General features: G+C 70.9%; 17 protein-coding genes. 2 read left to right on the forward strand and 15 right to left on the reverse strand.

Annotated elements, in window-relative coordinates:
- The first annotated feature begins 208 nt into the window (after positions 1 to 208).
- Positions 209 to 1411, forward strand: coding sequence for an MFS transporter (locus GH747_RS09210; RefSeq protein ID WP_163695428.1), 1203 nt, complete (start codon positions 209 to 211; stop codon positions 1409 to 1411).
- Positions 1412 to 1567: 156 nt separating this feature from the next.
- Here GH747_RS09210 and GH747_RS09215 read toward each other — a convergent pair whose 3' ends face one another.
- The 15 genes from GH747_RS09215 to GH747_RS09285 form a co-directional block, all read right to left on the reverse strand.
- The gene (locus GH747_RS09215) at positions 1568 to 3520 is read right to left on the reverse strand and encodes a TIGR03960 family B12-binding radical SAM protein (protein WP_149769259.1); all 1953 of its coding nucleotides are present in this window, start codon (positions 3518 to 3520) and stop codon (positions 1568 to 1570) included.
- Positions 3521 to 3569: 49 nt separating this feature from the next.
- Complete coding sequence (gene rodA, locus GH747_RS09220; RefSeq protein ID WP_149769260.1) at positions 3570 to 4778, reverse strand: rod shape-determining protein RodA; 1209 nt, start codon at positions 4776 to 4778, stop codon at positions 3570 to 3572.
- Entirely contained in the window at positions 4775 to 6895 is a 2121-nt protein-coding gene (mrdA, locus tag GH747_RS09225; protein ID WP_149769261.1) for a penicillin-binding protein 2, read from the reverse strand. Before mrdA ends, rodA begins: the two co-directional genes overlap by 4 nt.
- Before the next feature lie 2 nt (positions 6896 to 6897).
- Positions 6898 to 7413: a rod shape-determining protein MreD gene (gene mreD, locus GH747_RS09230; protein ID WP_163695431.1), complete on the reverse strand. Its 516-nt coding sequence runs from the start codon at positions 7411 to 7413 to the stop codon at positions 6898 to 6900.
- 1 nt (position 7414) lies between these two features.
- A complete protein-coding gene (gene mreC, locus GH747_RS09235; RefSeq protein WP_149769262.1) occupies positions 7415 to 8266 on the reverse strand; it encodes a rod shape-determining protein MreC in 852 nt (283 codons plus the stop codon).
- Positions 8267 to 8270: 4 nt separating this feature from the next.
- Positions 8271 to 9305: a rod shape-determining protein gene (mreB, locus tag GH747_RS09240; RefSeq protein WP_149769263.1), complete on the reverse strand. Its 1035-nt coding sequence runs from the start codon at positions 9303 to 9305 to the stop codon at positions 8271 to 8273.
- 136 nt (positions 9306 to 9441) lie between these two features.
- Positions 9442 to 10431: a carbohydrate ABC transporter permease gene (locus tag GH747_RS09245; protein WP_149769264.1), complete on the reverse strand. Its 990-nt coding sequence runs from the start codon at positions 10429 to 10431 to the stop codon at positions 9442 to 9444.
- On the reverse strand, positions 10428 to 11357 hold the full coding sequence (locus tag GH747_RS09250) for a carbohydrate ABC transporter permease (protein WP_149769265.1): 930 nt from the start codon (positions 11355 to 11357) through the stop codon (positions 10428 to 10430). The genes GH747_RS09245 and GH747_RS09250 overlap by 4 nt, the downstream gene beginning before the upstream one ends.
- A 76-nt stretch (positions 11358 to 11433) precedes the next feature.
- Positions 11434 to 12804 (reverse strand): ABC transporter substrate-binding protein, encoded by a 1371-nt coding sequence (locus GH747_RS09255; protein ID WP_149769266.1) that lies wholly within the window; start codon positions 12802 to 12804, stop codon positions 11434 to 11436.
- 79 nt (positions 12805 to 12883) lie between these two features.
- The gene (locus tag GH747_RS09260; RefSeq protein WP_205602857.1) at positions 12884 to 14518 is read right to left on the reverse strand and encodes a glycoside hydrolase family 13 protein; all 1635 of its coding nucleotides are present in this window, start codon (positions 14516 to 14518) and stop codon (positions 12884 to 12886) included.
- 80 nt (positions 14519 to 14598) lie between these two features.
- Positions 14599 to 15612: a LacI family DNA-binding transcriptional regulator gene (locus GH747_RS09265; RefSeq protein WP_149769268.1), complete on the reverse strand. Its 1014-nt coding sequence runs from the start codon at positions 15610 to 15612 to the stop codon at positions 14599 to 14601.
- A 95-nt stretch (positions 15613 to 15707) separates the two neighbouring features.
- Entirely contained in the window at positions 15708 to 16541 is an 834-nt protein-coding gene (locus tag GH747_RS09270) for an aminoglycoside phosphotransferase/kinase family protein (RefSeq protein ID WP_205602858.1), read from the reverse strand.
- A 13-nt stretch (positions 16542 to 16554) separates the two neighbouring features.
- Positions 16555 to 16965 (reverse strand): nucleoside-diphosphate kinase, encoded by a 411-nt coding sequence (gene ndk / locus GH747_RS09275; RefSeq protein ID WP_149769269.1) that lies wholly within the window; start codon positions 16963 to 16965, stop codon positions 16555 to 16557.
- A gap of 36 nt (positions 16966 to 17001) precedes the next feature.
- Positions 17002 to 17340, reverse strand: coding sequence for a DUF4233 domain-containing protein (locus GH747_RS09280; protein WP_149769270.1), 339 nt, complete (start codon positions 17338 to 17340; stop codon positions 17002 to 17004).
- Complete coding sequence (locus GH747_RS09285; RefSeq protein WP_205602859.1) at positions 17340 to 18683, reverse strand: bifunctional folylpolyglutamate synthase/dihydrofolate synthase; 1344 nt, start codon at positions 18681 to 18683, stop codon at positions 17340 to 17342. The genes GH747_RS09280 and GH747_RS09285 overlap by 1 nt, the downstream gene beginning before the upstream one ends.
- Positions 18684 to 18774: 91 nt before the next feature.
- Here GH747_RS09285 and GH747_RS09290 point away from each other — a divergent pair, with 91 nt between their 5' ends.
- On the forward strand, positions 18775 to 20916 hold the full coding sequence (locus GH747_RS09290; RefSeq protein ID WP_149769272.1) for an MMPL family transporter: 2142 nt from the start codon (positions 18775 to 18777) through the stop codon (positions 20914 to 20916).
- Positions 20917 to 20919: the final 3 nt, after the last annotated feature.

The raw sequence follows: 20919 nt of genomic DNA on the forward strand, positions 1-20919 counted from the left end.
TCCACTCAGGAAAGGCCAACTCGAGAAAGCCCGCATGCGGTCAACCACCGATCCGTCCCGAGCCGCGACTGGCAGGGCCAGCGGCGGCTAATCTATACGATATACGGACGCTAGCGAGCAGGTGTCGCGCTGGTCAATGGTTGACTCGCGGAACGAGACGTCGTGACCCAACCGTGTCCTTGAGAACCGCGCATGACAGATTGGCTCGGTGACGCAGCCCTCCCTCGAGTCCGCCGGCAAGCGTGCGTTCGTCCTCGTCTGCATCGTGCTTCTCGCCCTGAACCTCCGCGCATCCGTCGGCAGCGTCGGCGTCGTGCTGACCGACATCATCGACGGGCTCGGCATGTCCCCCACCACGGCCGGGGTGCTGACGACGCTCCCCGTGGTGCTGTTCGCCGTCGTCGGATCGCTCGCCAACTCCGTCGTACGCGCGATCGGGCTCCACACGACCGCGACCGTCGCGCTCGCCGTGATCGCGGTGGGACTGGCGTCGCGCGCCTTCGTCGACAGCAGCGCCGTGTTCCTCGTGGCGTCGGCGGTCTCGCTCGCCGGCTGCGCGGTCGGCAACGTGATCCTGCCGCCGCTGGTGAAGGTGCACTTCCCGGACCGGATCGCGCTGATCTCCTCGATCGCCAGCGCCGCCGTCGTCGGCGGCGCGACGCTCTCCGCCGCGCTGACCGTGCCGCTGTCCGAGGCTGCCGGCGACTGGCGCTGGGGCCTGTTCGCCTGGTCGCTCCTCGCCGCCGTGACCGTGCTGCCGTGGCTCCGCCTGCTCGGCCACGACGTACGCTCCACCGGCGACACCACCCGGATCTCGACCGGGCAGCTGGTCCGGGCGCCGCTCGCCTGGACGATGGCGGTCTGCTTCGGCTGCCAGGCCGCTCAGGCGTACGCGCAGTTCGGCTGGTTCCCCGCGATCCTCGAGGACGCCGGACTCGACGATGCGCACGCAGGCGCGATGCTCGCCATCCTCACCGGCGTCGGGATCCCGGCCGCGCTAGTGCTCCCGGCCCTGATCAGCTGGACCAGCCGACGCCCGTGGGTGCTCCCGTGGTCGTTCGCGGTCCTCACGGTCGTCGGGTGGCTCGGGCTGCTCTGGTGGCCCTCGGAAGCGCCGTGGCTGTGGGCGCTCGTGCTGGGTGTCGGCGGAGCGGCGTTCCCGTGGGTGCTGACGATGATCGCCAAGCGTGCGCGGACCCACGAGGGCACGGTGGCGCTGTCGGCGTTCGTGCAGGGCCTCGGCTACCTGATCGCGGCCCTCGGGCCCTTCGGGACGGGCGCCCTGCACGACGCGAGCGGCGGTTGGGGTGCCCCGACCGCCATGCTCGTCACGCTCGCCGTGCTGATCGGCGTCGTCGGGTCGTACGTCGCCCGGCCGATCATGCTCGAGGACCAGCTCCGCGAGGGCTGAGCCCTCCGTACGGGGGCACTCCTCGGGTTGGTCAGTGAGTGGTCACCCGACTAGGACGCGTGACCACTCACGCACCGACGGGCGCAGCCACGGCACGGCACGGCAGTCGCGGGTACAAGACTCGGCCGCACCGCGCACTGGCCCGACGCACGCGCGTCAGACGACGCTTAAGGGCAGCAGCGTCTTGCCCGTGGGGCCGATCTGGATCTCGGTGTCCATCTGCGGGCAGACGCCGCAGTCGAAGCACGGGGTCCAGCGGCAGTCCTCGACCTCCATCGCGCCGTCGGGATCGATGGCGTCCTGCCAGTCCTCCCACAGCCAGTCGCGGTCGAGACCGGAGTCGAGGTGGTCCCAGGGGAGGACCTCGGCGTACTCGCGCTCACGCGTCGTGTACCAGTCGAGGTCGACCGGCTCGCCCGCCAACGCCTCGGCCGCACCGCGCTCCCAGCGGTCGTACGAGAAGTGCTCGCTCCAGCCGTCGAAGCGGCCGCCGTCGCGCCAGACCGCCTCGATGATGCGGCCGACCCGGCGGTCGCCGCGCGAGAGCAGGCCTTCGATCGTGCCGGGCTTGCCGTCGTGGTAGCGGAAGCCGATCGCCCGGCCGAACCGCTTGTCCGACTGCACCGACGCCCGGAGCTTGCGCAGACGGTCGTCGGTCGTCTCGTGGTCGAGCTGACCCGCCCACTGGAACGGCGTGTGCGCCTTGGGTACGAAGCCGCCGATCGACACCGTGCACCGGATGTCCTTGCGGCCCGACACCTCACGGCCCGTCTCGATGACCTTCTTGGCGAGCTCGCCGATCTGCAGGACGTCCTCGTCGGTCTCGGTGGGGAGCCCGCACATGAAGTAGAGCTTCACCTGACGCCAGCCGTGCGAGTAGGCGGCGGAGACCGTACGGATGAGGTCCTCCTCGGACACCATCTTGTTGATCACCTTGCGGAGACGCTCCGAGCCGCCCTCGGGGGCGAACGTCAGGCCCGAGCGGCGCCCGTTGCGGCTGAACTCGTTGGCCAGCGTGATGTTGAAGGCGTCCACACGGGTGCTCGGCAGCGACAGCGACGTGTTGGTGCCCTCGTAGCGGTCACCGAGCTGCTTGGCGACCTCGCCGATCTCCGTGTGGTCGGCGCTCGACAACGACAACAGGCCGACCTCCTCGAAGCCGGACTTCTTGAGGCCGTTGTCGACCATCTCGCCGATCGTCTGCAGGCTCCGCTCGCGGACGGGGCGCGTGATCATGCCCGCCTGGCAGAAGCGGCAGCCGCGCGTGCAGCCGCGGAAGATCTCCACCGAGTAGCGCTCGTGGACGGTCTCCGCGAGCGGGACCAGGGGGTTCTTGGGGTACGGCCACTGGTCGAGGTCCATGAGCGTGTGCTTCGTGACCCGCCACGGGACGCCCGCGCGGTTCGGGGCGACGCGCTGGATGCGACCGTCGGGGAGGTAGCTGACGTCGTAGAACTTAGGGACGTACACGCTGCCGGAGCGCGCCAGGCGCATCAGCACCTCGTCACGTCCACCCGGTCGGCCCTCGGCCTTCCACTCGCGCACCACGTCGCTGATCTTGAGGACGATCTCCTCACCGTCGCCGAGGACGGCTGCGTCGATGAAGTCCGCGATCGGCTCCGGGTTGAACGCCGCGTGCCCGCCCGAGAGGACGATCGGGTCGGCGTCGGTCCGGTCGACGGCGTGCAGCGGGATGCCAGCGAGGTCGAGCGCCGTCAGCAGGTTGGTGTAGCCGAGCTCGGTGGAGAACGACACACCGAGGAGGTCGAACGCGCGGACCGGCCGGTGCGTGTCGACGGTGAACTGCGGGATGCCGTGCTCGCGCATCGCGGCTTCCATGTCCGGGAACACCGCGTACGTGCGCTCGGCCAGCAGCCAGTCGCGCTCGTTGAGGACCTCGTACAGGATCTGGACGCCCTGGTTGGGGAGCCCGACCTCGTACGCGTCCGGGTACATCAGGGCCCACCGGACGTCGGCGGCACCCCAGTCCTTGACGACGGAGTTCAGCTCGCCGCCGACGTACTGGATCGGCTTGCTGATCGTCGGGAGGATCGGCTCGAGGCGGTCGAAGACCGACGCGACGGTGTCGTCGAGTGGCTGCACGGACATGCTCACCAGAGTAACGACCGGGCCCCCACCCTCCGAATCCGTCGCCAGGTCAGCGGGAACGGGCGGCGCGCGAGCGGGCGACCACGACGGGCGGTGCGCTGCGGCGGTCGATCGCCACCAGCAGCCCGACGGCCATCGCCGAGGCGAACAACGCCGTGCCGCCGTAGGACACGAACGGCAGCGGGACCCCGGTCACCGGCATGATCCCCAGCGACATCCCGATGTTCTGGAACGCCTGGAAGCCGAACCAGCACGCGACCCCGGAGGCGGCGAGCCGGTCGAACAGGTCGTCGGTACGGCGGGCGATCCGCAGGCACCGCCACACCAGCACCCCGAGCAGGACGACGACCAGCCCGGCTCCGAGCAGCCCCAGCTCCTCCCCCGCGACCGTGAAGACGAAGTCGGTGTGCTGCTCCGGCACGAAACCGGCCTGCGTCTGCGTGCCGTGGAACAGGCCCTGCCCGAGCACGCCGCCGTTGCCGATCGCGATCCTGGCCTGGACGGTGTTGTAGCCGGCGCCCCTCGGATCGAGTCCCGGGTCGGTGAACGCCTCGAAGCGCAGCACCTGGTACTCCTCGATCAGCCCGACGGAGACCGCGACCACGATCGCCGTGACACCCGCCGCGACCAGTCCGACGAGCCAGGCGAGCCGGACTCCCGCCACCGCGAGGACCCCCAGCACGATCGCGATCAGCACCATCAGCGTGCCGAGGTCGGGCTGCGCCAGGATCAGCGTCGCCGGCACGGCGGCGCAGGCGAGCGCGAGGAGGACGTCGGACGACCGGACCGTACGCCGCATCGCCCCCTCCGTCCGCTCGGCGAAGAGCAGCGCCATCACGAGGACGACGCCGAGCTTCGCGAGCTCGGCCGGCTGGAGCGAGAGTCCTCCGACCTGCAGCCACGAGCGCGACCCGTTGACGACGGCCCCGATCCCGGGCACGAACACGAGCACGAGGCCCAGCACCGCACCGCCGTAGATCACCGGCGCCCACAGCCGGATCCACCGACGGTCGGTGCACGCCATGACGGCGCCCAGCCCGGCGGCGATCACGATGTTGGTGGCCTGCTTGACGAGGTACGCGGTGGGGTCGCCGCCGGTCAGGTCGTCGCGCGAGGCCGTCGCGGACCAGACCAGCAGCATCCCGATCACCGACAGGCTGAGCGCTGAGCCGACCAGGAGGAGGTCGACGTCGCCCCACCACGGCCGGCGCGCGCTCCCGGGCCGCGACGGCGGGCGTACGGTGCCTCGGCTGCTCATCCGTCGTCCCCCTCGCGCTTGCGCGCCACCGGGGGCAGGATCTTGCCGTCCTCGGCGATCCGCGGCAGCGCCTTCGGCGGCCGGGCGTTCGGCATCAGCGCCGTGTCGCGGTCGACGGTGCCGCCCTTGATGCCGTAGAGGCCCTCCCAGATCGCCCGCACGGCATCGCCGGAGGAGCCGGAGCCGGTGCCTCCCTGCTCCATCATCATCACGACCACGTAGTCGTCGTCGTACGACGCCACCCAGCCGGTGGTCTGCCGACCGGTGACCTCGGCGGTGCCGGTCTTCGAGCGGATCTTCACCTTGTCGAGCGGGAAGCCGCCCATCTTCCACGCCATCGTGCCGGTCCTCGCGGTGTCGAGGAGCGCGTCGTCGATGTAGCGGAGGTGCTTCTTGGTGACCGGGACCTTCCCCGCCTTCTTGGCCGGGATCTTCCGCACCACGGAGCCGTCAGCGGCGAGGACCGCCTTGGCCACGCGCGGCTCGTACAGCGTGCCGCCGTTGGCAAGGGCTGCGTACGCCGTCGCAAGCTGCAGCGGCGACACGAGGGTCTCGCCCTGCCCGATCGAGAAGTTCACGGCGTCACCCGCGCGGTAGACGTAGCCGTCCGCGCAGAACTCGCGCGCGAACAGCCGGAGGTAGGCGCTCTTGACCTTCTCCGGCCGCTTCGCGATGCGGCAGTAGCGGTCCTTGTTGGCCTCCCAGTAGTCCTGGCGCCACTGCCGGTCGCCGATCCGCCCGCTCGCCTCCCCCGGGATGTCGATGCCGGTCCGCTCCCCGAAGCCGAACGCCCGCGCCATCTCGACCAGCGGGTCGTGCACCCCGATCTCGGCGTCGCTGCCGCCCTGGGCGAGCCACCCGGCGTACGCGATGCGGTAGAAGAACGTGTCGCAGGAGACGGCGAGCGCCTGGTCGAAGCCGATCGAGCCGTACGACGCCGACTCGTAGTTCTTGAACCACCGGTTGCCGACCTGCAGACCGGACGAGCAGTCGAGCCGGTCACCGGTCTCCCAGCGGTCCTCCAGCGCACCGGCGGCGACGAACGGCTTCCAGGTCGAGCCCGGGGCGAGCTGCGCCTGGCTGAACCGTGAGAGCAGCGGGGTGCCGGAGTCGTCGGCGTACAGCGCCTCGAGCTGGCGGTCGGTGATGCCGTCGACCCAGACCTCCGGGTCGTACGACGGGTAGCTGGCCGCCGCGATCACCCGGCCGTCATCGGGGTCGAGGACGACCGCCGCGCCGGCCGACGCCTCGTAGTCACGGCCGGTGACGTCGTCGTGGGTGGTGCGGGCCTTCTTGATCGCCTTCTCGAGCTGGGACTCGACGAGAGCCTGGACGCGTGCGTCGATGCTCGTCACGAGGGTGCCTCCGGCCTCCGGCTCGACGGCGGCGCCCTCCGCGATCACGCGTCCGCGGGAGTCGACGGACTTGCCGGTCGTCCCCGGAACACCCCGCAGGTCGGCGTCGTAGCTGCGCTCGACGCCCGCGCGCCCCACCACCGACGCGGCGTTGAGGGTCCGGTCGTCGGCCTCGCGCGCGGCGTCGTACTCGTCGGCCGTGATCCCGCTGACGTAGCCGAGCAGCTGTGCGGCGTTGACGCCCTCGGGACGCGGGTACGCGCGCACGGACCGCTGCTCCGCGGCAACCGCCGGGAACTCCTCGCCGCGCTCGGACAGCGAGAGCGCGACGTCGCGGGGCACGTCCTGGGCGACGGGCACCGGCTCGTACGGACTGCCGTTCCAGCACGACGGCGGCTCAGGGGCGCCCTCCTCGCCGCAGAGCTTGATGCGGTCGAGGAGCACGTCGTACTTCAGGTCCACGAGCTTCGCGAGACGGCCGAGGACGTCGGTCTGCTTCGCGGCGTCGAGCCTCGTGAGCTGCGACCGGTCGACGGTCACCACCCAGGTCACGCGGTTCGCGGCGAGCGGCCGGCCCATCGCGTCGACGACCAGGCCCCGTTGCGGCTGCACGACGACCTGGCGGGTGGCGTTGTTCTCGGCCTGTGCCTGGTAGGAGTCACCGCCGACGACCTGGACGTACCAGAGGCGCACGAGCAGCGTCGCGAACAGGGCCACGACGAGCACCTGCACCACGACGAGCCGTCCCGTGCTGCGACGCATGCTCACCACCGCACCCGCGGCGCGGGCTCGGCACGCACGAGGAGCATCCGGACGGCCGGGACGACGGCGAGCCCGAGGACCACGTCGTACACGACGGCCAGCCCGATCACCGGCAGCGCGGCAGCGAGCGTCAGGCCCGGCTCCCCGAGCAGCACACCGGTCAGTGCGAAGACGGCGAGGCCGACGAACGCCGTCGCCGCGACGGTGGCACCGTCACTGAGCCACGACGGACGGCTCCCGCGGTCCACGGTGCCGGCGAGGAACCCCGCCAGCGCCATCGCGAGCGCCCATCGGCCGAGCAGGTGGTCGGCGGGCGGCGCGACGTCCAGCAGCAGACCGCCGACGAACCCCGCCCACGCGCCGTCGGTCGGGCCGCTGCACAGTCCGACCGCGATCACGACCACGAGCACGACGTCGGGGACGACGGCGGTCGGGATGACGGGTGCGAGCACGCTCACCTGCACGATCACCGCACCGACCAGCAGCCCGACGACGAGCGCGGCACGACGGGCGGCCACGTCACGACCCCTGGCGTGCGCCGACCACGACCGCGACCGTGTCGAGCGCCGAGAAGTCGACGTACGGCGCCACGGTGACCGAGGCAGTCTCGTCGCGCGGTGACTCCACGACCTTCTCGACGCGTCCGATGGGGACTCCCGCGATGTAGGGGACGCCGCCGCGCGAGCCCCACGACACGATCGGGTCCCCGACCTCGGGCACCGCGGACCGGTCCAGCGCCTCGAGCTGGAGACGGCCGGTGCCCGACACCGAGCCGTCGCCTCGGAGCATGCCGAGCTCGTGCTCGGCGCCGAGGCGCGCGCCCACGACCGAGTCGGCGTCGACGAGCAGGAGGACGGTCGCGTTGGTCGGTGACGCGCTGATGACCCGGCCGACAAGCCCGTCCGGGCCGAGCACCGTCATGTCGCGACGGACGCCGCGGGTCGTCCCCGCGTCGAGGGTGACCGTACGGCGGAAGGACTGCGCCGACCCGATGCCGACGACGTGCGCCGTCACGGTCTCGAGGTCGGCCGCCGTCGTGTACGCGGCGAGCGCGTCGTACTCGGCGAGCCGCGTCCGGTCGACGTCGGAGGAGGCGACGAGCCCCCGGAGGCGAGCGTTCTCGGCCTCGAGGTCGGCGTTCTTCGCGCGCAGGTCGTCGCGGGTCGCGAACGCGTCGACGCCGAAGGGCGAGAGCAGCCGGTTGGCACCGGACTCCAGCGGACCGAGGACTGCGCCGGCGGCCGTACGCGCGGGTGATCCGGCACCGGTCAGGTCGATGCTGATCAGTGCGACGGCGGCGAGGAGGAGCACGAGGAGCACCGTGCGTGGACGGCGCGGCTCGCGGTCGGGACGGGTCCTGGTCCGGGCCACGGCGTCACCTCCGGGGCTCGGAGGTGAGCACCTGCTGCAGGGCGTCGAACTCCTCCACGCACTTGCCGGCTCCGAGCGCCACGGAGTGCAGCGGGTCGTCGACGACGTGGACCGGGATCTGCGTCTCGTGGCGGATGCGGTCGTCGAGCCCGTGCAGCAGCGCGCCGCCGCCGGTGAGCACGATGCCGCGGTCCATGATGTCGCCGGCGAGCTCGGGCGGCGTCAGGTCGAGGGTGGCTCGGACCGCGTCGACGATCGCGGCGACCGGCTCCTCGAGCGCACGGCGCACCTCGGCGGCGGTCACCTCGACCGTACGAGGCAGTCCGCCCACGAGGTCGCGGCCGCGCACCTGCACGGTCCGCTCGTCGGCCATCGGGAACGCCGACCCTGCCGCGACCTTGAGGTCCTCGGCCGTACGCTCCCCCAGCAGCAGCGCGTGCTCCTTCTTGAACCACGCGACGATGGCCTCGTCGAGGTCGTCACCGGCCGTCCGGATGGACTTGCTCGCAACGATCCCGCCGAGGGCGATGACGGCGACCTCGGTCGTACCCCCTCCGACGTCCACGATCATGTTGCCGGTCGGCTCGTGCACGGGGAGCCCGGCGCCGAGCGCGGCCGCCATCGGCTCCTCGACGATGAACACCTGCCGCGCGCCGGCCTGGTAGCCCGCCTCGCGCACCGCCCGCTGCTCCACGGACGTGATGGCGCTCGGGACGCAGACGACCAGGCGCGGCTTGGTGAAGTAGCGCCGGCGGTGCACCTGCTGGATGAACAGCCGCAGCATGTGCTCGCACGCCTCGAAGTCCGCGATCACGCCGTCCTTCATCGGTCGGATCACCGAGATCGCGTCAGGAGTCCGCCCGTGCATGCGCTTCGCCTCGGACCCGACCGCCAGGATCTCGTGGGTCTGCGCAGCGAGGGCGACGACAGACGGTTCGTCGAGCAGGACGCCCTTGCCTCGTACGTAGACGAGCGTGTTCGCCGTGCCCAGGTCGACCGCCATGTCGCGCCCGAGCAGGCTCCGCACGGGGAAGGACATGCGCTCAGGCTAGGTCGGGGTCGCTTCCATCTCGGGCCGACACGCCCTACCGCCCGTCCCGTCCCCGATTTGGGCAGTTCGGGTAGGAATCGCGGTCCGACTTCGTACCCGAACTGCCCAAATCGGGGACGGGGGCTCAGCCCTTGACCGCTCCGCCGAGCCCGCCTCCACGGAGGAAGAAGCGCGAGAAGACCAGGAAGAACACGATTGGCACCGCGGTCGAGAGCAGCAGCGCGGCGAGGAACACGTCGAGCTCCGTCTTGGGGGCGAGGGTCGGGAGGCGCACCGACAGCGGCTGCATCAGCGGGTCGGGGAGGACCAGCAGCGGCCACAGGAAGTCCTTCCACGCCGCCAGCACCGCGAACACCGACACCACGCCGAGGATCGGCCGCGACATCGGCAGCACGATCGAGACGAACAGCCGGAACGGCCCGGCACCGTCGACCCGGGCCGCCTCGATGATCTCCCGAGGCAGGTTGTCGAGGAACCGCTTGACCAGGACGACGTTGAACGCGCTCGCACCGGCCGGCAGGAACGCCCCCCAGAACGTGTTGAGCAGGGACACGTGGACGAACGGCACGTCGAGCACCGTCAGGTACAGCGGCACCAGCAGGACCACCGTCGGTACGAACAGCGTCGCCAGCACCAGCCCGTACAGCACACGGCCGTAGCGCGGGCGCACGATCGCCAGGACGTACCCGCCGGTGGTCGCTACCACCATCTGCGTGAGCCACGAGCCGAGCGCGATGACGACCGTGTTCACGAAGTAGAGCCCGAGGTCGAGGTCGACCCACGCTGTCTTGAGGTTGGCCCAGTCGGTGCCGTTCGGGAAGAACGCCATCGGGTTGCGCAAGGTGTCCTGCGTCGGCGTGATCGCGGCCTTCGCGAGCCACAGCAGCGGCCCGAGCGCCACGACGACCAGGCCGACGAGCACCAGCGCGTTGACCAGGCGACGCGTCCACAGCACCCGCGGACGTCGCAGGTCGTGCGCCGAGGTGAAGCCGCGTGACGACTCCGTACGGCGAGCCCGTCGCGCCGCACGTCGCGAACCCGTCGCAGCGGCTTCCGCGGCCGCCGCGGTGCCTGCCGCCACCTCGGCGGGCCTGCTCGGTGCATCGAGGCTCATGAGTCGCTCCATCTGCGCGTCAGGCGGAAGTAGACCGCCGAGAGGATCGCGAGCCCGCCCGCCAGCATGAGGCTCAACGCGGTCGCCTTGCCGTAGTCGCCGCCGAGGCTGTTGCCGAAGGCGTAGTCGTAGACGAGCAGCAGCAGCGTCGTCGTCGAGTTGTCCGGCCCGCCGTCGGTGAACAGGTACGGCTCCAGGAACACCTGGGCGGTCCCGATGATCTGGAGGACCAGGGTGATCAGCAGGATCGTCCGCATCTGCGGCAGCGTGACGTGCCAGATCTTGCGCCAGATCCCCGACCCGTCGATCTCGGCGGCGTCGTACAGCTCCGGCGGCACCGACACGAGCGCCGCGAGATAGATGATCACCGTGCCCCCGGCCGCGGCCCAGGTCGCCTCGACCACCAGCGACGGCATCGCCCACGAGGTGTCCTCGAGCCACGGGACGGGCCCGAGCCCGACCCATCCGAGGATCGTGTTGAACACGCCGCTCGGACTCGCGTCGTAGAAGAACTTCCACAGCAGCACCGCGACCGCCGGCGGGACGACCACGGGGAGGTACGCGAGCGTCGAGTACACCCCCTTGCCACGCCGCAGGTCGCTCATCAGCACCGCGAGGACCAGTGGCACCGGATAGCCGAAGATCAGCGCCAGCAGCGCGAAGTAGACCGTGTTCCAGAGCGCCGTTCCGAGCATCGGGTCGGCGAGCACGGCCTGGAAGTTGTCGAGGCCGACCCACTCGGCCGGGCCCACCAGGTTGGTCACCTGGAGGCTCATCACGAACGAGCGGACGATCGGCCACCACGAGAACAGCCCGAAGACGAGCAGCATCGGGAGGAGCAGCACGAGCGTGCTGAGCCCTCCCCCGCGGACCCACGTGGACGGGGACCGGCGCGGGCGGCGACGAGGCGGGGCGGCGGAGGTCATGCGACTCCTCGAAGGGGTGGGGGCGGACGGCGACAGGGTCGCGCCACGGCTGGGGACCCGTGGCGCGACCCTCGGATCACTGCGCCAGGATCCGTTCGGCCTCGCCGTTCGCCGTGCTCAGCAGCTCGGCGATGTCGGCATTCTCGTCACTCAGCACCTTCTGCACCACGGCGTCGAGCACCCCGTACACCTCCTGGGTGTGCGACGGCGGCTCCGCGACCAGGTTCTGACCGAAGATGTTGTCGGTGAACCCGGTCATCTGGTCGACGGGAACGTTGATGTAGTCGGCGATCCACTCACGCTGCTGCTTCCACGTCTCCTCGTCGAAGACGGGCAGCAGCGGCGTACCGATGGGCTGGTCGCTCGCGGCCAGGGTCTTGGCGTCAAGGACGGCGGCGTCCTCCTCGACGAGCTTGCGGACCCGGAAGAAGTCGTTCCACTTCACGGCCGCCTCCTTCTCGGCCTTGCTCGCCTTCGCGTTGACGACGGAGACAGAGCCGCCGCCGAGGATGCCGGCGTCGGGGCTGTCGGTGAGCGGCACGATGGTCAGACCGTACGTGTCGGGGTCGACGCTGTTGGTCGTCACGAGCGCGTTGTAGACGTCCGAGCCACCGACGTACATCCCGACCTTGCCGGCCGCGAACGCCTGGTTGATGCCGGCCCAGTCGAGGAGCAGATTGCTGCCCATCGACTTGTCGTCCCACCGCATCTCGTGGAGCCGCTGAAGGACCTCAGCGGTCTCGGGGTTGTCGATCACGGCCTTCGTCGTGTCGCCGTCAGTCTCCTCGATCCGGCCACCGTGGGCGTACGTCAGCGTCGTCAGGAGCCATCCGCCGGTGTTGTCCTTGGTCATCTGGGCGTAGCCCGGCTGACCGGTCTCGTCGGTGATCTGCTTGGCGTAGGCCTGCACCTCGTCCCACGTCGTCGGCGGCTTGTCGGGGTCGAGACCCGCCTCCTCGAACAGCTGACGGTTGTAGTGCAGGCCCATCCCGTAGACGTCGCTCGGGAGGCCGTAGATGTTGCCGTCGGCGTCCTGGGCCGCGGCGAGGACGCTCTCGTTGAAGCTGTCGGCGTACGGCAGCGCCTCCACCTGCTCGGTGACGTCGGCGATCTGCTTGCGCTGGACGAGGCCCAGGGTGTCGGTGAACGGCACCCGGAAGGTCGTCGGCAGCGTGCCGCCGGCAAGCTGCGCCGGGAAGGTCTCCGCCTTCCACTCCCACTCCTTGGGCTCGACGACGATGTCGGGGTTGGCCTTGTTGAACTCCTTGACGAGATCCTTGACGGAGTCTGCGGTCGCCTGCTCGTCGCCGGGGCGCCAGCCCTCGACGGTGATGGTGACCTTTCCGTCCGCCTCGGCGTCGTCGTCGCCGGACCCGCAGGCCGCGAGGACGGTCGCCGACGCGGCCACGGCGACGACCGCCGCGATCCGCTTCCGGTGCTGCTTCATGGAACTTCTCCTTCGTGGGTGGACGGCTCGCGTCCACGAGATGCACGGTTCGGGGTACGAGGTGGGGCCGCGTGCTGGGTCACGCGGGCGCGGGCGGGAGCCTCAGCCAGGCGGTGGCGTCCGCCGGAAGGCGACCTCCTTCCAGGGGTGCGCTGGCGACCCAGATCTGGTCGTTGGCGAGAAGGCCGACCGGGGCGCTGGTCAGGTTGGCGACGCAGGCGAAGGAGTCGCCTCGGGTCAAGGCGAGCACCCCCGGTCGGGACTCCAGCCACGACATCGGCCCGTCGCCGAGGTCGGGATGGGTACGGCGGATCAGGAGTGCGACCCGGTAGAGCGACAGCATCGAGGTGGGATCGACCGACTGCGCGTCGGCCGTCAGGGCCGCCCAGTCGTCGGGCTGCGGCAGCCAGGCGTCCGCGCTGCCCGGGCCGAAGCCGTACGGCGGGACGTCGCCCGACCACGGGAGCGGCACACGGCAGCCGTCGCGGCCCGGGTCGACCCCGTGGGACCGGTAGAACATCGGGTCCTGGAGGCGGTCGAGCGGGATGTCCTCGACCTCGGGGAGGCCGAGCTCCTCGCCCTGGAAGATGTAGTAGGAGCCGGGGAGCGCCATCGCGAGGAGCGCGGCGGCGCGGGCCCGGCGACGACCGAGGACCGGGTCCGTCGGGGTGCTGAACCGCTTCGTCGCGAACGCGAACGCCGTGTCCTCCCGCCCGTAGCGCGTGACCGGACGGGTGACGTCGTGGTTGGACAGGACCCAGGTGGCGGGAGCCCCGACCTTCGCGTGCATGTCGAGCGTGGTGTCGATCGAGGTGTGGAGCCGCCCGGCGTCCCACGGTGCGGTCATGTAGTCGAAGTTGAACGCGGTGTGGAGGACGTCCGGCTCCAGGTAGCGGGCGAAGCGCTCGGTGTCCGGCAGCCAGATCTCGCCGATCAGGGCGCGGTCACCGCCGTACGAGTCCGCGATCTTGCGCCAGCTGCGGTAGATCTCCTGAAGCTCGTCGCGGTCGACGTAGGGGTGGGCTCCAGGCCCGTGGTTCGCCGGGACCTCGGGCAGGCCGGCGTCCTTGGCGAGCAGCGCTGCCGAGTCGATGCGGACTCCGGACACGCCGCGGTCGAACCAGAAGCGCAGGACGTCCTCGTACTCCTGGCGGACGTCCGGGTGTCCCCAGTTGAGGTCGGGCTGCTCCGCGGAGAACAGGTGCAGGTACCACTCCTCGGGGGTGCCGTCCGGGCGGTGCGCGCGCGACCATGCGGGACCGCCGAACTCCGACGTCCACGAGTTCGGCGCCTCGGCCCCGTCCTCGCCGCGTCCGGGCCGGAACCAGAACCGCTCCCGCTCCGGCGACCCTGGCTCGGCGGCGAGTGCCGCGCGGAACCACGCGTGGGCGTCGGAGACGTGGTTGGGGACGACGTCGATGATCGTGCGGATGCCGAAGTCGAGGGCATCGTCGATCAGCCGCTCGGCCTCCTCGAGCGTCCCGAAGGCGGGGTCGATCTCGCGGTAGTCGGCGACGTCGTACCCGCCGTCAGCCATCGGCGACGGGTACCACGGGGTGAACCAGATCGCGTCGACGCCGAGGTCGCGCAGGTACGGGAGGCGGCTGCGCACACCGGCGAGGTCACCGGTGCCGTCACCGTCGGAGTCGGCGAAGCTGCGTGGATAGACCTGGTAGATCGCCGCGCTGCGCCACCACGCACGTCCTGCTGTCACTGTGACCCGCCTCACTCTCGAAGGTGATCGAGAGGTTACGCGCGCCCATCATCAAGCCGCAAGAACTCGACAGGATGTAATTAATTTCGCAACTTTGCAGCGCCGGTTGACTGGCGAACGACAAGCTCGGGCTCGAAGAAGATGTCCTCGGGCGGGGTCGGCGCTCCCGCGATCTGGCGCAGCAGAAGGGTGATCGCCGCCCGCCCCATCGCTTCGATCGGCTGCCGGACCGTCGTCAACGGAGGGTCGGTCGCACTCATGAAGGCGGAGTCGTCGTACCCGACGACACTGACGTCCTCCGGCACGCCCAGCCGCATCCGCCGCACCGCGCGGATCGCCCCCAGCGCGAGCGGGTCGCTCGCGCACACGATGCCCGTCACCCCACGCTGCAGCAGGCGCGTGGCTGCCGCCTGGCCGCTCTGCAGCGAGTAGAGGCTCCGCTCGACCAGCTCGGGCGAGTACGGCGTGCCTGCCCGCTCGAGCACCTGCACCGCGGCTGCGAGCTTGTGCTCGGACGGCACGTGGTCCGAGGGCCCGAGGACGAAACCGATCCGGGTGTGGCCGAGCGACAGCAGGTGTCCGACGGCCTGCTCGGCGGCAATCGCGTCGTCGCACACCACCCGTGGGAACGCCAGGTCGTCGATCGCCGCGTTGATCAGCACGGCGGGAAGCTTGCGGTTGACGAGACGGTCGTAGTGGGAGTGGTCGGCGTCCGCCTGGCTGTAGTCGCCGCCCGCGAAGACCACCCCGGCGACCTGCTGCTCGAGGAGGAGGTCGACGTACTCCGACTCACCCACTCCGCCCGCGGTGCGCGTGCAGAGCACCGGGGTGAGCCCGTGCTGCGCGAGGTGCGCGCCGACGACCTCGGCCAGCGCCGGGAAGATCGGGTTCTGGAGCTCGGGGAGCACGAGCCCGACGAGGCGCGCCCGCTCCCCCCGGAGCTTGGTGGGGCGCTCGTAGCCGAGGACGTCGAGCGCCGTGAGGACGGTGGAGCGGGTGGCCTCCGAGACGCCCGGCTTGCCGTTGAGGACGCGACTGACCGTCGCTTCGCTCACGCCGGCGCGAGCGGCCACCTCAGCGATTCGTCGAGCCATGGCGAAACCCTAGCCCTGCGGGACGCCACCTGTCTGCAACGATGCGTCAAATCTTGCGCAAGAACCTGACAGACGGCCCGGCACGGCGTGGCGAGTCAGCCGCCGACGGCGCGGACCAGCGCCGTACGGTGCTGTGCGAGCCACGACTGCCGCCGCCGGATCGCGTCGCCTACCCCGTCGTCCCACATCCGAGCCCACCCGCCGCCGAGACGCTCCGCCCGGTCGCGCATCAAGAACCACGCGCGTGCGGCGGTGTTCTCGGCGACGTCGATCAGGCGAGCGCGGTCGGACGCGGCCAGCCCGTACGCGTCCACGAGGAGGGTGGCCCGCGCGAACGGGTCGACGTCCACGAGGACCTCCGGCCGGTCCGGGCGCGGGACGAGCGGCGCCCACCAGAGGAGGAGGTTCTGCACCTCCTCGGTACGCGCCGCCGGCCGGACCATGTCGAAGTCGATGAGTGCACGCGCCTCGCCGTCGACGAAGACCACGTTGTCGGGGGTGACGTCCAGGTGACCGACCAGCGTCGGCGGGCCGGCGACCCGTGCGGGCGTGCCGGGCGGGTCCGCGCCCAACGCGCCCTCGGCAGACGCCGGGATGCCGAGCGTCTCGACGGCATCGTCGTATCGACGCAGCAGGCGCGCGACGCTCGCGACCCGGTTCTCGTCGGCGATCCACTCCGGCCGCGGGCGCGAGGCGACCTCGCCCGGGACGTACGACAGCACCTGGCGCCCCGCCGCGTCGATCCCGCGGAAACGTGGCGCGCCGTCGAACCCGACCCGTTCGAGGTGAGCGAGGACGTCGACGACGAGCGGGCTGTGCGGTCCGACCGGGCGGCGCACCGTCTCGCCGACGCGGACGAGCCCGTCGGTCACGTCCCCACCGGCCAGTGGCACCTCGGGGAGCGACGGGTCAGGCTCGACGAACCTCACGAGCGGCGGACGGTCAGCCCAGCTCGGGGAACCAGAGGGCGATCTCGCGCGCTGCGGACTCCGCCGAGTCCGAGCCGTGGACGAGGTTCTCGCGGTTGGAGAGCGAGAGGTCGCCGCGGATCGTGCCCGGCGCGGCCACCACGCCGTTGGTGGCACCGTTGAGGAGACGTACGACCTCGATGGCGGAGTCGCCCTCGAGCACCAGCGCGGCCATCGGGCCCGAGGTCACGAACGCGCGAAGCGGCGGGTAGAAGTCGCGCTCGACGTGCTCGGCGTAGTGGGCATCTGCCTTGTCGCCGTCGATCGTCCCGAACCACATCGCAGCCACGGCGAGGCCCTTCGCCTCGTAGCGGCCGAGGATCTCACCGATGAGACCACGGCGGACGGCGTCGGGCTTGAGCAGGACCAGGGTGCGTTCGGACATGCGTCACACAGTAGCGAGGAGGGACCGCAGCCCTTCTCAGCGGGCGTAGAACTCGGGGTTCTCCGCGCGGTCCCGCTCGATCCGGCGACCGAGCACCCACGCGGCCGCCCAGATCGCGGCGAACATCCCGCCGACGAAGAAGGCGATCGGCAGCAGGAAGCCCATCGCGACGGCACCGACCTGGACGAGCCAGCCGAGGGCGTACGCCCAGGAGTGCCGCAGCAGCCCCGACGTCACGAGGGCGAGAGCGGCCAGACCCAAGGCGTACGACGCCGCGACCGCGGGCGAGACGCCCTCGACCTGGATCATCACCGGCGTGGCGAGCGCGAGGACGATCGCCTCGAAGAAGAGCACTCCGGCACACATCCCGCGCATCAGGCGTTCGACTCCTTCGGCACGAGCAGGACTCGCGCCTCTCCTGCGGTCACCACCGAGCCGGTCACGAGGACGCCCCCGCCTCCGACTCCCTCGCCGTACCGCTCGCTCTCCGCCAGCGACACCGCCTTCTCGATCGCGTCGGGCAGGCCCTTGGCCACGTGGACACGCTCGCTGCCGAAGATGCCCTCGGCGATGTCGGCCAGCTCGTGCGCCGGCATCGCACGGTCGGTCGAGTTCTGGGTGCAGACGACCTCGGCCATCACGGGCTCCAGAGCCTGGAGGATCTCGTCGACCTCCTTGTCGGCCATCACGCCGACCACGCCGATCAGCGGCGAGAACGAGAACGCCTCCTGGATCGCCTCGGCGGCCGCACGTGCGCCCGCCGGGTTGTGCGCGGCGTCGAGGACGACGGTCGGACTGCGGCGTACGACCTCGAGCCGGCCGGGCGACGTCACCTCGGCGAAGGCGTCGCGGACGATCTGCGCGTCGAGCTCCTTGCCGCCGGTGAACGCCTCGACGGCCGCCAGTGCGTACGCAGCGTTGTCGGCCTGGTGCGCGCCGAACAGCGGGAGGAACACCTCGTCGTAGGTCGCGCCGATGCCCTGGAGCGTGAGCATCTGACCCGCGAGCGCGGGCGTCCGCTCGACGACGCCGAAGTCGACTCCCTCGCGGTGCAGCGTCGCGCCGACCTCGGAGGCTCGGGCGAAGATCTCGCTTGCCGCGTCCTCGGGCTGGCGGGCGACGACGACCTGCGCACCCTGCTTGATGATCCCGGCCTTCTCGACCGCGATGTCTCCCGGCGTGTCACCCAGGTAGCGGGAGTGGTCCACGGCGACAGGCGTGATGACGGCGACCGAGGCGTCGGCCACGTTGGTCGCGTCCCAGGTGCCGCCCATCCCGACCTCGACGACGGCGGCGTCGACCGGCGCGTCGGCGAACGCCTGGTAGGCGATGCCGACCATCAGCTCGAAGTACGAGAGAGCCACCGGCTGGCTGTCGTCGACGACCTGCGCGTACGCGGCGACGTCGGCGTACGCCTCGACGAAGAGGTCCTCGCTCAACGGCTCGCCGTCGATGCTGATCCGCTCGGTCATCGAGACCAGGTGGGGGCTGGTGAACCGGCCGGTCCGCAGCCCGAGGCCCCGCAGGAGCGCGTCGATCATGCGGCCGGTCGACGTCTTGCCGTTGGTGCCGGTGATCTGGATCACCGGGTACGCGGACTGCGGGTCGCCCATCACCCGGCACAGGGCGCGGATGCGGTCCAGCGACGGCTCGAGCTTCGACTCAGGCCAGCGCGCCAGCAGCGCGCGCTCGACCTCGGCGTACGTGGGATTTGTCATCGCTGTCCAGTATCCCAGGGATGCAAGCGATGAGTTCTGGAACCCTCCCCGGTCGTAGGGTCGATAGGGAACGTCGCCCGGGGGGACCGTCATGCACCGTTCGATCGCCGGATGGATCAATCACCGCTTCACACCCGCCCTCACCATCGTCGGCTGGGTGATCGTCGTCGCGCTGCTGGGCCCGTTGGCCGGGCAGCTGACCGACGTCCAGGAGAACGAGGCCGAGAACTGGCTGCCGACCAGCGCGGAGTCGACGAAGGCGCTCGACGCCGCCGCGACCTTCTCGTCGCCCGACATGATCCCCGCGGTCGTGGTGTACGAGCGGGAGGGCGGCCTGCAACCGGACGACCTCGCCGCCGCGCAGGAGGACGCGGCGACCTTCGCCGAGCGCGACGACCTCGACGGGGAGGTCGTCGGCCCGATCCCGTCGGAGGACGGCGAAGCACTCGAGATCATCGTCCCGCTCAACCTCGGCGCCGACGGCTGGAACAAGGCTCCCGACGTCGTCGACGAGATCGAGGAGGTCGCGAACGACGGCCCTGACGGTCTCGACGCGTTCGTCACCGGCCCCGCCGGACAGGCGGCCGACTCCGCCGAGGTCTTCGAGGGCATCGACAGCACGCTGCTGCTCGCCGCGGCCGGTGTCGTCACGGTGCTGCTGCTCTTCACCTATCGCAGTCCGGTGCTGTGGCTGCTCCCGGTGATCTCGGCCGGCGTCGCGCTCACCGTGGCGCAAGCGGTCGTGGTCCTCCTGGCCAAGCACGCCGACCTGACCGTCGACGGGCAGAGCGCGAGCATCCTGACCGTGCTCGTCTTCGGGGCGGGCACCGACTACGCGCTGCTGCTCGTCGCCCGCTACCGCGAGGAGCTGCGCCGGCACGAGCGCCGGAACGAAGCCATGGCTGTCGCCCTGCACCGCGCAGGACCCGCGATCATCGCCAGCGGCGCGACCGTCGCGATCGGCATGCTCTGCCTCCTGCTCGCCGAGATGACGTCCACCCGTGGTCTCGGTCCCGTGGCAGCCATCGGCATCGTCGCCGGCCTGCTGGTCATGCTCACGCTGCTGCCGGCGCTGCTCGTGGTGCTCGGCCGGTGGATCTTCTGGCCTCGCATCCCGCACTACCTCGACGCCGACCCGAGCACCCACGGCCTGTGGGCAGGGGTCGGACGCCGGATCGCCCGCGCACCGCGCCGCGTCTGGGTGACGACGTCCCTCCTGCTCGCGATCGCCAGCATCGGCATCGTGCAGCTCAACGCGACGGGGCTCAGCACCGAGGAGGCGTTCCTCGGCACCCCGGACTCGGTCAAGGGCGAGAAGGTCCTGGCCGAGCACTTCCCGGGCGGCGCAGGGGCGCCGGTCGTGGTCCTGTCGAGCCCCGAGACCGCCGACGACGTCCGGGCCACCTTCCAGGCCAGCGACGGCATCGCGGCAGGCAGCGTGACCGAACCGCAGGTCCAGGGCGACTGGGCCTACATGGAGGGCACGCTCGAGGCCGAGCCGGACAGCGATGCGGCGTACGACGAGATCGAGTCGCTGCGCAGCGATCTCGACGCCGTCGATCCCGACGCCCTGGTCGGCGGGATGACCGCCGTCACGCTCGACATCCAGAACGCGTCGGCACGGGACAACCGTGTGATCATCCCGGCCGTCCTGATCGTCGTGCTGCTGATCCTCATGGTGCTGCTCCGGGCGATCACCGCGCCGGTCATCCTGCTCGGCACGGTCGTGCTGTCGTTCGGTGCCGCGCTCGGAGTCAGTGCCCTGGTGTTCCGGCACGTCTTCGACTTCGCCGGCACCGACACGTCGTTCCCGTTGTTCGTCTTCGTGTTCCTGGTGGCGCTCGGTATCGACTACAACATCTTCCTCATGACACGAGTGCGCGAGGAAGCCCTGCAGTTCGGCACGCGCCGGGGCGCGTTGATCGGCCTCGCAGCCACCGGTGGCGTCATCACGTCGGCGGGTCTGGTGCTCGCCGGCACGTTCGCCGTGCTCGGGACGCTGCCGCTGGTGTTCTTCGCCGAGATCGGCTTCGCGGTGGCCTTCGGCGTGCTGCTCGACACGATGATCGTGAGGTCGGTGCTCGTGACGGCGCTCAACCTCGACGTGGGTCGCCACATGTGGTGGCCGAGCGCGCTCGGTCGCAAGGAGGACGTCGACGCAGCGGACGACTTCCCCGGGCCCGAGGCGGAGCGGGTCTCGGCCGGCACTGACGCAGGCCCGCCCAGCCCGTGACCA

This window comes from Mumia xiangluensis, assembly GCF_010994095.1.
In the GTDB taxonomy this organism is placed as follows: domain Bacteria; phylum Actinomycetota; class Actinomycetes; order Propionibacteriales; family Nocardioidaceae; genus Mumia; species Mumia xiangluensis.

Excerpts from the sequence above, each read along its gene's own strand:
- GH747_RS09215 (WP_149769259.1), bottom strand. The coding sequence starts at position 3,520 with ATGTCCGTGCAGCCACTCGACGACACCGTCGCGTCGGTCTTCGACCGC.
- rodA (WP_149769260.1), bottom strand. The coding sequence starts at position 4,778 with ATGAGCAGCCGAGGCACCGTACGCCCGCCGTCGCGGCCCGGGAGCGCG.
- mrdA (WP_149769261.1), bottom strand. The coding sequence starts at position 6,895 with ATGCGTCGCAGCACGGGACGGCTCGTCGTGGTGCAGGTGCTCGTCGTG.
- mreB (WP_149769263.1), bottom strand. The coding sequence starts at position 9,305 with ATGTCCTTCCCCGTGCGGAGCCTGCTCGGGCGCGACATGGCGGTCGAC.
- GH747_RS09245 (WP_149769264.1), bottom strand. The coding sequence starts at position 10,431 with ATGAGCCTCGATGCACCGAGCAGGCCCGCCGAGGTGGCGGCAGGCACC.
- GH747_RS09250 (WP_149769265.1), bottom strand. The coding sequence starts at position 11,357 with ATGACCTCCGCCGCCCCGCCTCGTCGCCGCCCGCGCCGGTCCCCGTCC.
- GH747_RS09255 (WP_149769266.1), bottom strand. The coding sequence starts at position 12,804 with ATGAAGCAGCACCGGAAGCGGATCGCGGCGGTCGTCGCCGTGGCCGCG.
- GH747_RS09265 (WP_149769268.1), bottom strand. The coding sequence starts at position 15,612 with ATGGCTCGACGAATCGCTGAGGTGGCCGCTCGCGCCGGCGTGAGCGAA.
- ndk (WP_149769269.1), bottom strand. The coding sequence starts at position 16,965 with ATGTCCGAACGCACCCTGGTCCTGCTCAAGCCCGACGCCGTCCGCCGT.
- GH747_RS09280 (WP_149769270.1), bottom strand. The coding sequence starts at position 17,340 with ATGCGCGGGATGTGTGCCGGAGTGCTCTTCTTCGAGGCGATCGTCCTC.
- GH747_RS09285 (WP_205602859.1), bottom strand. The coding sequence starts at position 18,683 with ATGACAAATCCCACGTACGCCGAGGTCGAGCGCGCGCTGCTGGCGCGC.
- GH747_RS09290 (WP_149769272.1), top strand. The coding sequence starts at position 18,775 with ATGCACCGTTCGATCGCCGGATGGATCAATCACCGCTTCACACCCGCC.